Origin of the sequence: Capnocytophaga sp. FDAARGOS_737, from assembly GCF_009730375.1 — a bacterium.
Lineage (GTDB): Bacteria > Bacteroidota > Bacteroidia > Flavobacteriales > Flavobacteriaceae > Capnocytophaga > Capnocytophaga leadbetteri.
In genome coordinates this window covers 311,977-327,239 of the sequence record NZ_CP046316.1, presented here as the reverse complement: position 1 = coordinate 327,239, position 15,263 = coordinate 311,977, and the positions used below count along the sequence as shown (strand labels likewise).

The following is a 15,263-nucleotide window of genomic DNA, read 5'->3' as shown; positions in this document are numbered from 1 at the left end:
ACGGGGGTATTAACATCCCCCCCAGCCCCCTTCAAAGGGGGAGATGTGACGGGCAAGTATACACGAAAAATATGATTTTATTGAATAAAAGAGAATACTTAATATACTGGTGGGTATAGTACTTTTTTCTGTTTTAAGGTCGATTGTTGGACGTTTGTACTTCGCTAATCCTTCGCTAATCCTTCGGTGATTGTTCGGTGTTCCTGTATCCTTCCTATATCGATTGTATAGGATAGGTGTATTTAGAAAAATTTTCTAATGATGCCCCATAACTTCACTTAAAATAATCGCTCCTGCCATCGCTACATTGAGGCTCTCGGTGCGTTGGTGTTGGCTAAAGCGGGGAATCGTAATCACCTCATTGGATAAGGCGCGTACCTCTGAACTGATGCCATTGGCTTCGTTGCCTAAAATAAGTATGCAATCCTTAGGGAAAGTGGCTGTATAGAGGTTTTCGCCCTCTAAATCCATTGTGTATACAGGGAGCGCTGTGGTGGTTAGAAAAGCGGCTAAATCGAGGTAATGCACTGCTACGCGGGTAAGCGAGCCCATAGTGGCTTGTACCACCTTGGGATTGTAGCAATCGACCGTTTGGGTGTTGCAGAGTAGGGTTTCGACTCCGAACCAATCGCATAGGCGGATGATAGTGCCCAGATTGCCAGGGTCTTGTACATTGTCGAGTGCTACAATAACGCCCTCTTGCAAAATGCCTTTGTGCTTAGGCTGCTGAAAAACGGCTAAGCCCTCATCGGGGTTTTGGAGGGTACTGACCTTGCGCAATTCGTCTTTGCTAACAGGTGTAATAAGATGCTGTGGCACGCTGGTAGTAAAGGCTTCAGTAGCGATAAGCAGCTGGGGGGTGTAGCCTGCTTGTAGAAATTCGTTGATACTTTTCTTGCCCTCTACTATGAAGAGGTTCAGCTCGTTACGATATTTTTTGTGGTGTAACTTCTGAATTAATTTTACTTGATTTTTGCTAAGCATAAATATATTATGTAATTTTGAGCCCTAAAAACAATTATTTGTGAAAAAGGCGTTTTTTCGATATTCGTTTATCAGTGGGCTATGTGTTTTGCTCTGCTATTTGTCGGCTTGTGAGGCTACTAAACGGGTGGCTGCCGATGATTATTTGCTGCGCGAAAACAAGGTTTATGTGAATGATGCCCTTACTGATGATGCAAAGGTAAACAATTTTATCTTTCAAAAGCCTAATTCGTATATTTTAGGGTTGCCGGTGAGTTTGTATATTTACAACTGGGCGAACCCTCATTCTGAAGAGGAATTTGTACAATGGCTTGATAATCACCCTCGTTGGCATCGATTTTTGAATGGCTTCCTCTCTAAAAAGCAGGTGGGGAGGTTGCAAGAATCTTTTTTGGTGTCGGGTATTGACCACCAGCTACAGAAGATTGGGGAAGCCCCTGTGATACTTGATACGGCACAAGTGCGGCGGTCGACTAAGCAGCTGGCGGCTTACTACAGGAGTATTGGCTACTTTAACGCTAAGGTGGGCGATAGTATCCGCAAGCTGACGAAGACTGAAAAGCGCACGGCTATTGTAGATTACTACATACAAACGGGCGACCGCTATTATATAGACAGTCTGAAGACGGCTATCACATCGCCAGAGATAGATTCGGTGTACCGATTGCACCTTGATAAGACGCTGCTAAAACAGGGAGCTCCGTATCAGTTGGCGGACTTTGCTGGGGAGCGTACGCGCCTCTATACGCTTTTCCGCAACAAGGGTTTTTATACTTTTCAGCAGAGTTCTATCAATTTTGAGATAGTGCGCGACACGGTGCATAAGCAGAAAGACCGCAACCTACAGGTGAGCACTAATATAGGCGACCTGATAGAGCGCGATGGTGATGTGGTGACTACTAAGAAATATAAAGTGCATCATATCAATAAGATACGTATGTATACTGATTATGACAGTCAGACGGATAAATCGGCGCTTGATTCGATAACTTACCGCGACCTAATTATCTACTACAAGGATAAGCTGCACTACCGTCCGCGGGTGCTTTGGCGTGCTTCGGGCTTGCGCCAAGGACAGCTATACAGCGATACTGATAGGGGGAATACTTATAAGCAGCTAAACAATCTGCGCGTATTTCGCTACCCGAATATGGAGTTTAAATATCCGGCTAAAGATACGCTAATGAACAAGTTAGACGCGAATATCTATTTAAGTCCGTTAGATAAGTTTTCGCTTAGGCTGACCAATGAGATAAAGCGTTCGGAGATTGAGGCAATAGGTTTTGGCGTAGGTACTGCTTTCTCGGCGCGCAATGTATTTAGAGGGGCTGAGACGTTAGAACTGAACCTACAGGGTACTTTTGCTTCGCAGCCTTCGCTGAACGACTCGCATTTTTTTAACACCTCTGAGATAAGTGGCGATGTGAGGTTTATCTTCCCTACTATTCTCTTTCCGCTGAATACACGCAAGCTGATTCCGTACTATATGACTCCTCAGACAATATTGCAGGCGGGTATGAGTTATCAGACGAATATAGGCATTGACAAGCGTACCACGTCGGGGTTATTGCGCTATGTATGGAACCCACGTGAGCAGAAAAATAAGGTGATTTTTGACCTTATCAACGTGCAGTACGTTAATAATATCAATCCGCGGAACTTCTTTAGTATCTACCAAAGTACGTACGAACGGCTGAACGATATATCGAGAAAGTATCATTTAGGAACGGCTTATGTGGATAGTAGAGGTAATCTGACCCCAAGAGAGGGTACTTTTAGGTTTTTAGGAGATATTTTCAACCGAACTATACCCGTACAAGCAGAAGATGTGGTACCGCTATTAGGTATTTTAGAGCGGTACAACCGGATTACGAACAACGACTTTATCGTTTCGAGCAGTTATACGTATATTTTCAACAGTAAATCACAGTTTTTTGAGCGTGACTTCTCGCAATTCCGTATAAAAGTAGAAGCAGCAGGCGGTTTGCTCAATACTTTGGCTTCTACTTATAACGTAGTGAAGACGGATAATAACAAAAATAAGATTTTTGGGGTTGAATACGCTCAGTTTGCTAAAGGAGAGCTGGATTTTATTAAGCATTTCCCGATAGGAAAGCAGAATTCGCTGGCTTTTCGTTCGTTTTTTGGTATAGCGGTACCTTATGGCAACTCTGATAATATACCTTTTTCGCAGAGTTACTTTGCAGGAGGAACTACCGACAATAGGGGTTTTAAAGCCTATCGTTTAGGGCCAGGCGCAAGTCAGTCGGTATTTGATTATAACGAGGCGAATATGAAGCTGACGCTGAATTTGGAGTATCGTTTTCAGATGTTAGGGGCTTTTAAAGGGGCTCTTTTTACGGATGTGGGGAATATCTGGAATGTAGCTGATAATACGCCTATAGCTGATAATAAATTCGTAAATTTCTCTTCGCTAAAAGATGTGGGGGTAAGTACGGGCTTTGGGCTACGCTATGATTTTAACTTTTTTGTAATTCGTCTTGATATGGGCGTGCCGACTTACGACCCTGCTTACGAGGTTGGAGACCGATGGATTAAGAAGTTTAAAATGAAAGATGTGGTGTTTAACTTTGGGATAAACTATCCGTTCTAAAGACGAAAGACAAAAAAAGAGGCTGTACAGAAGTTTTGTACAGCCTCTTTTTTTGTTTGTAGTTTATGTGTTAAGAGAGTCCGGAGATGATGCCCTCATCATCTATATCCATACCTTCGGCAGCGGGTACGCTAGGTAAGCCCGGCATACGAACGGTATCACCCAAAATAGGGATTACAAAGCCTGCTCCTGAAGCGAACTCAAACTCGCGTACCGTTACCTCGAAATCAGTAGGACGTGCGAGCTTTTTCTCGTCATCACTGAGTGATTTGGGCGTCTTGACGATACAAACCGGTAATTTATCAAAGCCTAACTTGTTTATCTGCTTAAGCTGGCTAAGTGCTTTGCTGCTGTAATTGACCTTGTTTGCACCATATATCTTAGTAGCTACGGTAGTTATCTTATCCTCTATACTTGCCTGGTGAGAGTACAATGGCGCGAAATGGCTTTCGCCACTCTCGGCTATAGCTACTACGGCACGAGCGAGTTCTTCAGTGCCTTTGCCTCCTTCACTAAAACCTTTGCTAACCACTGCTTCTACTCCTTTTTTGGCACATACTTCTTTTACATAAGCAATCTCCTCCTCGCTATCGTGTGGGAAATAGTTAATGGCTACTACTGCTTTAAGTCCGAAGTGTTGCACATTTTCGATGTGCTTTTCTAAATTAGCAATACCAAGTTTCACTTTTTGCAAGTCGGGAGTGTTGTATTCCTCTTTTTTAGCGCCCCCGTGATGACGCAACGCGCGGATAGTAGCTACTACTACTACTGCATCAGGGGCTAAGCCTGCTGATACACATTTGATATTAAGGAATTTTTCCGCGCCAAGGTCTGCCCCAAAGCCCGCTTCGGTAACTACATAATCGCCTAATGAAAGTCCCATTTTGGTAGCTAATACCGTGTTTGTACCCTGCGCTATGCTAGCAAAGGGACCGCCGTGAAGGATAGCGGGATTATTCTCAAGCGTTTGTACAAGGTTAGGTTTGATAGCTTCTTTGAGCAAGAGTGCCATAGCGCCTACTACGTTAAGGTCTCGAGCGAAAACAGGAGTGCCATCGAACTTCTTGCCTACATAGATATTGCCTATACGCCTTTTGAGGTCAGAAAAGCTCTCTGAAAGGCATAATATGGCCATAATCTCGGAAGCTGGAGTGATATTAAAACCGTCTTCGCGAGGTGTACCATGAGTGCTGCCCCCTAAGCCTACCACTATATGGCGAAGAGCGCGGTCGTTCATATCCATTACGCGCTTCCAAACTACCGTACGCGGGTCGATACCGATGCTGTGTGTTTTGCTTTGTATATTATTGTCAATAACAGCAGAAAGAAGATTATTAGCCTTCTCAATAGCCGAAAAGTCGCCAGTGAAATGTAGATTGATATCTTCCATAGGCACTACTTGCGAATAGCCCCCGCCTGCCGCTCCGCCTTTGATACCAAATACAGGCCCTAAAGAAGGTTCGCGCAGTACGGCTATAGCTTTTTTGCCTATCTTATTGAGCCCCTCAGTAAGCCCAATGCTGACAGTAGTTTTGCCCTCGCCTGCAGGGGTAGGAGTAATAGCAGTAACGAGTACTAACTTGCTGTTTTTCATCTTCTCAGGATTGATAAGATGCAGGGGTAGCTTCGCCTTATACTTGCCATAAGGATCGAGGTTGTCCTCACTAATATTTAGTTTCTTGGCTACCTCTCTAATAGGGAGCATCTGTGCCTTTTGGGCAATTTCTAAGTCAGTCATAAACAATTGAGAATTAATAATTTTGTGCGACAAAAGTAGTGATTTTAGTTGGATTTTGCAAACAGAATACAAGTAGGTTTATCTACCTCAATTTCTTGTGAGGTTTCAGTAAGTTCTCCTGTTGTTTCATTGCGTTGAAAAACCTGAATCTTGTTGTTGTCGCGACAAGCAACCAAAAGGTATTTACCATTGGGAGTTATCGCAAAATTACGAGGGTGGACGCCTGTGAGTTGGTAGCCTACTTTGGTTAAAGTACCTTTCTTAGGATTGATAGCAAAGATTGCTATACCGTCTTTCTTCAGGCGGTGTGAGGTATATAAGAAACGCCCATCGGGGCTGATATGTATATCGGCACTGCCACACCCGCCACCTTCATCAGCTATTAAGCGCTGTACCTCTTTCAGTTTACCCTTGCGATAGCTGAGCACCACACATTCGCCCCCTAATTCGTTAATAAGGTAAGCAAAATGACCGTCTTTACTAAAAGTAAGATGACGAGGCCCTTGCCCATCGCTCACCTGATAAGCTACTTGTTGAGCGGTGAGTACCTCAGCCTTTTTGCTAGCTTTCTTGTTGTAACGAAAACGATACACGCGGTCGTTGCCCAAATCGGTTGCTAATATATACTTTTTATCAGGGGTGGGAATAATGCAGTGAATATGAGCTACGCGCTCAGGAGTGCGCCCTGCAAAAGCTATGTGTTGCACCTCTGCTTGTAATCTCCCTTCTGTATCTAATGAGAAAACACTGGTATCGCCCCCAGTGTAGTTAGCTGTGATGACATAGTTACCATCACTTACAATATGACAAGGGTCGGCACCTGCTCGTGGCAAGGCATCTTTAGAAGCCGTAGGTCGAAATACAGGATTGCTTAGCTTTGCTTTGTTTTCACTTAAATCAAACGAATACGCCCCTTGTCGCCCGTCGTTATACTCGCTTACTGCATATAGCCGTTTCCCTTCAGGCGATAAGGTTACAAAGGAAGGATTGGCTGCTGTTGCAGTGTTCAGCAACTCAAAAGTACCATTCTCCTGATTAAAATTATAAGTATAAATACCTTTAGAGTTACCTCCTTCGGTATAAGTACCTACATACATCGTTAAGTTATTAACTTTTCCGCCTTGCGCAAAAGAGTGAAGACTAACGATTGCTCCTAACAAAACCAAAAGTATTTGCAATTTCTTCATAATTTCTAATTTTGTGTGCTATTAAAAAATTGTATTGTGTGTTCTATTTGTTTTTTGAGGGTAGTTGCTTCCTCTTCTGCTATAAAATCAAGATAATCTTTAAATATAGAAGAATGATAACGAAGAGGTTTCTTTTTCCAAAGTGAAGTAGCTAAAATAAGTTCAATAGCAATGATTTGCATTACATTTTTGACTATTTGAGAGCATTTTATAGCCGAACTACCGCCCATCCCCTTTATATCTATCGTTTTTTCAAAGAGTATAGGACTTTCTATACTAGAAGGAGTAGAAAGACGGCGGTTTTCATTGAGTATTCCCTCTATAATACGCTGAAATATAGGGTAATCAATCTCTGTCTCTATATCTTTCCCAACATTAGAAAGCAAGTAAAACACACGGCGTTCAGAGATGTTGCCTAAGCTGGTGAGCGTGATACTGAGAAAGTCCATACTTAAGGAAAGAGGTAGCGTATGCGAGTTGCCCCCAAAGATAATTTCGCCTTGTTCAGGAAAGAGAATAGGGTTATCGGTTACGGAATTTATTTCGGTTTTTACTACCTTGCGAATAGCAGCAATAGCCTCGCGTACGGCTCCGTGTATCTGAGGAATAGAGCAGAAAGCTTCTGGCATACTCTGAAAATCTTCAGGACTATCTACTAATGTACTGTCTTTTAGCAGCGTGCGCAGGTGTTGTGCCGTCTCTACTAACCCTTTGTGAGGGCGTACTACCTGCATCAGTTCTGAGAAAGCCGATAGGTTACCCCCAAACACTTGAGTAGAAACTGAAGCTACAAAGTCCGCCCACTCTATAAGCTTAAGCGACTCAATAAGGTTATGCGCACTATAGGCTGTGGTAAGTTGCGTGCCGTTGAGCAACGCATCTACCTCACGCTGACTAAGAGGTAAGGGCTCCCAGCCATATTTAGAAGCCAACTCCTGAGCTGAATAGATTTTGTTTTGGATACATACCTCGCCTTCGCCTATAAGAGGTAGCGAGAGATGCGCTAATGCGATGCGCTCATCAGGAATATCCTTAGAATAAACCACAGGGTATACCCCATTGTTGAAAAAGTCAATAAGACGCTGTACTAAAGCGAGACGTACCCCACTGAATCCGTACGAAAAAGATTGTATTTTGAGAAACAGCATTATCCTCACTAACTTACAAGGCAGGCGTTCGCCTATTCCACAGGCATAATGCCTCAGTTGGGTATAGTGCTGCTCTGTTGCCTCGCTCAATGAGGTATCTTTCACCTTTTCAGTAAAGAAAGTATGACACTTTTCGATGTTTAGCACCGCCTCTTCAGAGAGTTTGAGCTTCACATCAGTATTGATAATTGTATCTAACTGCTCCAAAAGGAGTACTTCATTAGAAATATAATGTACCATCTCTATAATAGCTTCTTTAGTTTTTTGATAGTAACCCTCTGCGCTTTACTACAGCACTTAAAAAAATAAAAAATGCCAAGAAATACGCAATGCGCGCAATGTAATCACCCATACGCACGTAAAAAGTAACTTCTTCATTAAGGGCAATAGTACCTTTCAGACTGCCCTGCACACCATAAGGTAGAGTTTGCAGTACCTCGCCACGTCCATTGATAAACGCCGAAATACCCGTATTGGCACTGCGCACTACACTGCGACGCGTCTCAATAGCACGCAAACGGGTATAGCTGAGCAGCTGTTTATGCCCCTGTGTATTGCGCCACCACGCATCGTTGGTGAGAATAGCCAAAAAGTTAGCGCCTTTCTTGATATAATCGGTTACGAACTCGCCGTAAATCGTCTCATAGCAAATAATAGGAGCCGCCTTACCCTCAGTCCCTACCCCTGCAAAAGCAGTACGCTCTGGCTGAGTAGTCTTAAGCGCCACAGTACCACCCAAATTGATAAGCGTCTCGCCTAATATAGGCTTTAGCACTTGCTGATAAGGAAAATTCTCTACCGCTACCACCAATTTACTCTTGTGATACAAAGGCACTTCAGGGCGACTATTAAGCAGAAAAGCCGTATTATAGTCGTTGTACCATATATTATATTGGGGTAAGTAGTTGCTTTGCGAGGTAGTATGCGCCTTATCAGTAATGAACTCAATCATAGCAGTACCCCCTACCCAATTGAGCTGAGGATAACGATCTACCAAAGTGCGCAATATAGCCACCTCTTGGGTATAAGGCAGTTCGTGTAGCTTCACATTATCAGCAAATACAGTCTCTGGAGTAACGATAAAATTCACTTCTTTATCCATCTTCACCTCAGCCAATTGTACTAATAATTGCGCTACTTTAGCATTACTAAAGTCATATTTCTCTTGATAAGGGTCGATATTAGGCTGCAAAGCAATAGCTTTGATAGTCTTTTTGCCCTCTTCGGAGTAGTTTTGGTATTGAAAATACGAAATAAGCACAGGTACAGCAAATAGTAGCATCGCCCCCCCTACCCTTTTAGCAAGTAGCGGACGGTTTTTATCCGATAAATAGTCTTTTACCCCTATAAAAAGCGCTATATTCACCAACCAAACCCATAGCGTACCCCCAAAAGCACCTGTATATTCGTACCATTGTATCCACGTTATTTGTTCAGAAAAGACATTTCCTAAGTTAAGCCAAGGCCAAGAGACGTCCCACCACAGGTGAAACTTCTCAAAAGAGAGCCAAATGCAGACCAAAAAAACAAGCGATACTTTTGTTGAAAGCCTTTTAGCCACAAGGTGATACAACAAAAAGGTAATGGTCATCAGCAAGGTATTAGCCAAGATAGCAAAGACAGCCCCTATTTGGGTGGAATACCATATCCACCAAGTAGTGGGTATATTCCACACCAAAAAAGCCAAATAGCTAAGGGCAAAGACCTTCCGCTTGGTGTGCTGATAGCGTGTTCTAACGCGAGATTCCATCAACAACAAAGGCACTAAAGCAATGAATATCAGAGCAGTAAAGCCATAAGTAACCCACGCCCCAGCAAGCAAGCCCCCAGACAATAAGGCTAATAAAATATTCTTTTTCATACGATTTAAAAATACGTGCCAAAAGTAAGCAATTATTAGTTAATGCGCAAATTTGTTTTTCAGTAAGTTTTTAATAACCAAAGCACCGCTTAACATTGTGTAAGCGGTGCTTTGGTTTTAAGGTTGCTATAGGTTATTTAGCAGTTATATAACTCTGATAAGTAGGGAGCAATGCTTTGTAAGCAGCCACACTACTTGCAGGCACATAGATATGCTGAATCCTATTTTCTGCAAAAATAGTGTTATTATCCTTATTACTTTTTAGCGGAGGGGTAGTCCCTTCAAAAGTAATAGTAGTAAGACGATTATTCTGAAAAGCATTTTCTTTTACTTCTTTAACAGTAGCAGGTATAGTAAGGGTTGCTAATTGATTGTTGCCGAAAGCATTTTTGCCAATTACTTGTACACTATTAGGAATACTAATAGATGTTAATTTGCCAACAAAAAAAGCCTCGTCTTCTATAGTAACCACCGAATTAGGTATGGTAACTGTAGTAAATACATTTGCTTGAAAAGCATTCTTAGGAATAACAGTAATACTATTAGAAATAACTACAGAATTCGAATTATTGAATGAAAAAGCTCCTTCACCTATACTTACTACATTGTTAGGTATTATAATAGAACTTAACCCTCTATACTTAAAGGCTTCTTTGCCAATATGAGTTACTTTATTAGGAATATTAATTCTTATTTCATACATAGTAGACTCTACAGTGAAGAAATCATTAGCAAAAGCTCTATCACCGATAGTTAGCAAGTTGTCGGGCAAAACAACAGTTATCAACTTTTTCTTATCCTCAAAAGCATAGTTGCCAATAGCGGTTACATTTTTCAGCACTGGGTCAGCCTGCATATTTAAGTTTTTAGTCTTATTATTTTTCCACTTTATCAACGTTTTACCATCAGGACTTAGCTCATAGTCTGCAGCAGTAATAGGTTGGTCTGGCTCTTCATCATCTTCGTCATCAGCTCCTAATCCTATATAAGTAGTAGGCCAACTAGTAGCGGTTTTAGGACCGTAAAGACGTTTGTTTACGGTATCTATATACCAATCGCCTTCATTACCTTTGTCAGCATCCGGAGCGCCACTGCCAGAATGAATTTTAGAGCCCGACTGTCCTGCGGGCGCACCTTTTAGGCTTACAGGAGTGCCCCAGCCCTCAGCGGTCTTAGGCCCATAAAAATCATAGACAGGAAGTCTCAAGTAATAATCACCTACACTACCCAAAGTAGCGGTAGGAGTTTCAGTACCCGAAAGGATAGTATTACCTTTTTGTACTTCTACAATTGTTTTTTCTTTGGTGCAGTTCACTAATGCTATAGGAGCTGCTATCGCCATCGCGATATAAATAAAATTCTTCATTTTTCTAATGTTTAATATTTTCTTCTTCTGATTCAAAAAGAACTTTTAATGACCAGATCATTTCAATAAGTTCTTCAAATAGCTTTACAATATCAATTACCTTACTACATATAAAGAGTTTTTTTCTTGGAATCCCTAATCTTTTAGCAAGCTCATCTAAATCAATCCCTTCCCCACCATTAGTTGCAGGCAAAACGATTAAAGCAACAAAATAATTTTCAGGGGTAACTCCCGATGCTTCCATTTTTGCCTTAATTTTTGCCACAAGTTCATCAAGAGTGATTGCAGGAAATTCTGCTTTTCTATTCTGAATAAAATCAGAATTAGATAGCGGAAATAACCATAGTTCTGCAAATAGATCAATAATAATGGTTCTAAGTTTTTGTTTCCTTTTAGGAGTTTTTTCACCCGTTTGAGGAAGCTCCTTTTCAACCAATCTAATATCGTGAACAACCCCATTTATTGGTTTCTTAAAAAGAAGATTCCATCGTTCTTTATCTAACCGGCCACGTAGATACTTTGCTACATAGTACTCTATGAGAGTTTGTGGAGGAGTAAATGTATAAGGACTAGTTTCAAAAATATCAGGTTCGTTATATTGGTCTGCAATCTCTATACTTTTTTTCAGTAAGTCGCAAATATCCATTATAAAGTTACTTAAACTTTTTTTCATCTCCTCCTCTACACCATTAAAAACTTGAGTATAACCTCCACTTACACAATTAAAATCTGGGGATTCATTCTTAAGTCTTTCGATTACTGGTACATTTTTTGCACCTTTTATATTTGCAATTAATGATGCCATTTTTATTATTTTTTACGTTTAACAAATTTTTCTAATTACTATTTCTATTCAACTCTCACTATAAAGCTGTTCCAGTATACCATTCTTCTATTTGATATCTTTTCAACAAAAAATGGAAACTCAGAATACTTTTTATAGGTCTATTACTTTTAATTTTAAAAGATATAGTACTTTTACAATTGTTTGTTTGCTAAGATTAGGGAGAGGAAAAAGTGCTTTTATCCTCTCCCTTTTATGTTCTTTGTAATAAATGTATTACACTATTTTTTGAAGTGCTGCAAACTCTTCTTCTGTAAGGCTTTCACTATATAATCCCTGTGTTTGCCAAAGACCACTTTCCTTAACCTTTGGTTCAGTAGAAAAATTACCTAACCACCCGTCAGATACTTTTATTTCACCTGCTTTGGCTGCATTAGAAAGAGTTCCAATGAGTTTTTTCTCCCATTTTTTACGATCTTTTTCCTCTTCTACTGCAAAAACCACAAAAGTTATTTTTTCTCTAATGTGAGCTACAGCTTCCTCAGTTATTTGTGCTTCAAGTACAGAATCTACTTTCCCTGCCACTCTTTCCTGCGCTTCTTTTGCAGTGGCATTTACATTCCAAACTTCAAAATAAGGATTATTTTCCTTATTTAGTAAAGCATCACCCACTCTTTGGAGAAAAATGCTACGGTTTTTGTTTTCGTTTACATAATGTTCTTCTAAGCGTTTGAATAGGTTGTTGTCACCATTGTGAGTTCCTACTCTCACTATACGATCTAAACCTTCAAAAGTTTCTCCTTCCTCAAACATTACATAAATGCCATTAGCTGGAATTTGTTGTTTTTCCGCTTCAAAAGGATAACTAAAACGTTCAAGCGAGTTAAATAACTCGTGTAATCTCAATGTTAATGATTTCTGCATACTATTTAAATTATGATTTTCAAATGTTAAATATTGTAGTCGTTGACCTATCCTCATCCCTTTTAAAGGAAGTTCAATATTTGTCAAACAATCCTTAATAGGTTCTATATATTTTTCACCTGCCAAGATAATAAATTTATCTTCCTGAAGATCAGCAACCTCTCTTAATTGCTCTATAACCTTTGCTCCCCAAGCTGTTCTATCTTCCTTACGCATTCTATTAAGCGTTTCATTGTAAGGATCTATCACTTTATCAAGAGGCAATAAATGATGCTTAGCCGAAAGTATATAGATAGCATCATCAGTTACTAATTTTTTAGCATATGCCAAACTTTTTCTAAATAAAGGGCTTTTATACATCCCTTCTGCTACTACCGCTGTATTTTCTTTCTGAGAAACACACGAAATAAGTACAATTGTTTTCATTTTTTGCTATGTTTTAAATATTCAACCAATTTATTGTTTTTACTATATATCATACAAAAACACTCTTTAGTTACTATTTTTTAGTAAATTTATTTTTATTCTAAATATAACATATCGTATAACTCTCAGTTTTTCAGCATAATAAACGTTTTACTTTTATATACTTTAAACTAAAAAATTTCAGTACAAATCTATACCTGCCTGCAAAAATAAAAAATGTAATCCTTTACAAACTTAAATTTCCCCCGCTGGCGCAAGCTTGCAGCTTGTGCCCAATTCAAAATTCATAATTCAAAATTCTCTCCCCGTCCCACCTGTCCCACTCGTCTCACTCGTCTCACTTGTCCTACTCGTCCTACTTGTCCCACTAGTCCCACTAGTCTCACCTGTCCCACTCGTCTCACCTGTCTCACTCGTCTCACCTGTCCCACTTGTCCCCCCCTTATTAATTTTCAGCCGCAAATCTACACCCTCCCCAAAAAATATAAAAGTCCAATATTTTCCAATTGAAGTGTAAAAGTTTTGTCCAAATTTGTACAAATAAAGTTTTTATTATATTTTTGCTGCCCAGAAATTTTTTCTTTTACCCCTTCCCTTTACATTAGATATAAGAACACTATAGGATGAGCGAAGGTTGAGCGAAGGATAAGCAAAAGATGAACATCTAATCATCATATAAAAATCAGAAAAATATCCTATCAAAATGAATTACCAAGAGCATATTATACGACTACAAACAGAAGTAAATCGCACTTTTGGGCGCACCGTTACCTCTATGTTCGATTTTGAACTATTAGCCGAAAAAATACACCTTTCTACCCAAACACTACGCCGCTTTTATGGCAAAATCGATAAGGACAAACAGCTGAGCGCCGCAAGCCTCAACCTAATTTGTCAGTACATAGGTTTTGCTGACTGGGAGAGTTTTTGTGTCCAACCCGATACCCCTAAGGTGAATGTTCACGAGCTTATCAACGCTTTCTACGATACCGTTGCTTACTCTGGGGCTACTTTCTTCGACCCCAAGCTGCGCGACACCCACGAGGCGTATGCCGAGCTTATCATCAAAGACCTACCTTATGCCTATACTTTTTTAGAGCGTTATAAAGCCTACCCCGTTATCACCCAATCGCTCTACCCGTGGTTCCCTTACTACGACCAAATGGCACAGCGCAGCTATGTCCAGCTTATCGAAGCCTACTTAGCTACGGAGCCTTTAAAGCACTTACGCGTTTGTCAGAACTCTTTCCTTGCATATGGGGCGTTTTGCGCCGCAAACGGAGGAAGAAAGCAAGTGCTTACTGAAGTAGAAAAATACGTCAAAAACGCCGATAAACACATAGATTCGATATATCGAGACTACCCCGACAGTTTCTTTCATTATCCCGAAACGCGCTATACTATTGCTAAGGTAGCACAAGCATATCTGCAAGGCAATGAGCAAGAGGCTACTAGGGTAGCCGAAGCCGCCCTAATCCGCAACTCACATACTGAGCCGTTATACGTTTTTGGCGAGTATTTCCAGACGCCCGACATATTAGTATCTAAGCTCTGCAATGCCCTTATATGGATGGGAAAAATAGATTTTGCAATAGAGATTTACAGTACTTATAGCGAGAAACTTTTCTCAACGGAAGACCCAGTAGAGCATCAGTCGAAGAACTTTGTATATGAACGCGACACTAATTTTGCCGCACAGACTGTAGAGATGATGCACCTTTTCGATGAGAGAATTCCGCTTTTAGAATCGAAACGACAACCGCATTGGAAGACGCAACATTATGAAGAAATACAGCAATGGCTTATAGCGCTAAAACGGACTGAGAAGCAGAAGTTTTCCGAGCGAAGAGCTATCAAAGAACATCTTTATAGTTTAGGGAAGAAGCTAAATTATGGAATAGTAGAAAGCCTAATTGAAAGATTCAGTTAGATGAAATTACAATAGACAGTTGTTTATTTCAGAAAAAGTAGTATCTTTGCACTTGTAAAATCTTTTTAAGAGATGTAGGCAGAGGGCTGCAACCCCCTGCCTAACCCCTAAAATAACTTTCTTAGCATTTTCTTTAGTGAAAAGCTAATAAGCATTTCAAAGGATTTAAACTTAATTTGGATTACTAAGTTCATCTCTTAAAATAATTTCAAAGAACTTGCCCTCTTTGCATAGGCATTATTGACTTTCAATAACGTTGCAAAGATAAGAAGTTTCTCTAAAAGATTAGAAAACTTTAACA

The 15,263-nt window shown here is 40.4% G+C and carries 11 protein-coding genes; 2 read left to right on the top strand and 9 right to left on the bottom strand.

All coding sequences use genetic code 11. The features are described from left to right. Positions 1-255: 255 nt before the first annotated feature. A complete protein-coding gene (locus FOC45_RS01470) occupies positions 256-984 on the bottom strand; it encodes an RNA methyltransferase (protein ID WP_009392476.1) in 729 nt (242 codons plus the stop codon). Positions 985-1,072: 88 nt separating this feature from the next. Between FOC45_RS01470 and FOC45_RS01465 the strand changes: the two genes are divergently transcribed. Then, the gene (locus FOC45_RS01465; RefSeq protein WP_369700502.1) at positions 1,073-3,598 is read left to right on the top strand and encodes a BamA/TamA family outer membrane protein; all 2,526 of its coding nucleotides are present in this window, start codon (positions 1,073-1,075) and stop codon (positions 3,596-3,598) included. Between the two features lie 70 nt (positions 3,599-3,668). On the opposite strand, the gene FOC45_RS01460 is transcribed toward FOC45_RS01465, so the two are convergent. The 8 genes from FOC45_RS01460 to FOC45_RS11930 all read right to left on the bottom strand — a co-directional run bounded on the left by FOC45_RS01460 (position 3,669) and on the right by FOC45_RS11930 (position 13,463). Then, entirely contained in the window at positions 3,669-5,336 is a 1,668-nt protein-coding gene (locus tag FOC45_RS01460; RefSeq protein WP_009392473.1) for a formate--tetrahydrofolate ligase, read from the bottom strand. A gap of 44 nt (positions 5,337-5,380) precedes the next feature. Then, positions 5,381-6,523, bottom strand: a complete 1,143-nt coding sequence (locus tag FOC45_RS01455; protein WP_009392472.1) for a lactonase family protein — start codon at positions 6,521-6,523, stop codon at positions 5,381-5,383. A 5-nt stretch (positions 6,524-6,528) separates the two neighbouring features. After that, positions 6,529-7,911: an aromatic amino acid ammonia-lyase gene (locus FOC45_RS01450; protein ID WP_009392470.1), complete on the bottom strand. Its 1,383-nt coding sequence runs from the start codon at positions 7,909-7,911 to the stop codon at positions 6,529-6,531. A gap of 16 nt (positions 7,912-7,927) precedes the next feature. Next, positions 7,928-9,532, bottom strand: a complete 1,605-nt coding sequence (lnt, locus tag FOC45_RS01445) for an apolipoprotein N-acyltransferase (protein ID WP_009392468.1) — start codon at positions 9,530-9,532, stop codon at positions 7,928-7,930. 133 nt (positions 9,533-9,665) lie between these two features. Then, a complete protein-coding gene (locus tag FOC45_RS01440; RefSeq protein ID WP_034540502.1) occupies positions 9,666-10,898 on the bottom strand; it encodes a leucine-rich repeat domain-containing protein in 1,233 nt (410 codons plus the stop codon). Positions 10,899-10,902: 4 nt separating this feature from the next. Then, positions 10,903-11,703: a hypothetical protein gene (locus FOC45_RS01435; RefSeq protein ID WP_009392465.1), complete on the bottom strand. Its 801-nt coding sequence runs from the start codon at positions 11,701-11,703 to the stop codon at positions 10,903-10,905. Positions 11,704-11,958: 255 nt separating this feature from the next. Further along, the gene (locus tag FOC45_RS01430; protein WP_009392464.1) at positions 11,959-13,032 is read right to left on the bottom strand and encodes a DUF6884 domain-containing protein; all 1,074 of its coding nucleotides are present in this window, start codon (positions 13,030-13,032) and stop codon (positions 11,959-11,961) included. 284 nt (positions 13,033-13,316) lie between these two features. Beyond that, positions 13,317-13,463: a hypothetical protein gene (locus FOC45_RS11930; protein ID WP_196774064.1), complete on the bottom strand. Its 147-nt coding sequence runs from the start codon at positions 13,461-13,463 to the stop codon at positions 13,317-13,319. A 272-nt stretch (positions 13,464-13,735) separates the two neighbouring features. On the opposite strand from FOC45_RS11930, the gene FOC45_RS01425 reads away from it, so the two are divergent. Further along, positions 13,736-14,962, top strand: a complete 1,227-nt coding sequence (locus FOC45_RS01425; RefSeq protein ID WP_009392460.1) for a hypothetical protein — start codon at positions 13,736-13,738, stop codon at positions 14,960-14,962. Positions 14,963-15,263: the final 301 nt, after the last annotated feature.

Bases quoted from the DNA above. Each gene is read 5' to 3' on its own strand.
- FOC45_RS01460 (WP_009392473.1), bottom strand. From the start codon at position 5,336: ATGACTGACTTAGAAATTGCCCAAAAGGCACAGATGCTCCCTATTAGA.
- FOC45_RS01430 (WP_009392464.1), bottom strand. From the start codon at position 13,032: ATGAAAACAATTGTACTTATTTCGTGTGTTTCTCAGAAAGAAAATACA.
- FOC45_RS01440 (WP_034540502.1), bottom strand. From the start codon at position 10,898: ATGAAGAATTTTATTTATATCGCGATGGCGATAGCAGCTCCTATAGCA.
- FOC45_RS01455 (WP_009392472.1), bottom strand. From the start codon at position 6,523: ATGAAGAAATTGCAAATACTTTTGGTTTTGTTAGGAGCAATCGTTAGT.
- FOC45_RS01470 (WP_009392476.1), bottom strand. From the start codon at position 984: ATGCTTAGCAAAAATCAAGTAAAATTAATTCAGAAGTTACACCACAAA.
- FOC45_RS01425 (WP_009392460.1), top strand. From the start codon at position 13,736: ATGAATTACCAAGAGCATATTATACGACTACAAACAGAAGTAAATCGC.
- lnt (WP_009392468.1), bottom strand. From the start codon at position 9,532: ATGAAAAAGAATATTTTATTAGCCTTATTGTCTGGGGGCTTGCTTGCT.
- FOC45_RS01435 (WP_009392465.1), bottom strand. From the start codon at position 11,703: ATGGCATCATTAATTGCAAATATAAAAGGTGCAAAAAATGTACCAGTA.
- FOC45_RS01450 (WP_009392470.1), bottom strand. From the start codon at position 7,911: ATGGTACATTATATTTCTAATGAAGTACTCCTTTTGGAGCAGTTAGAT.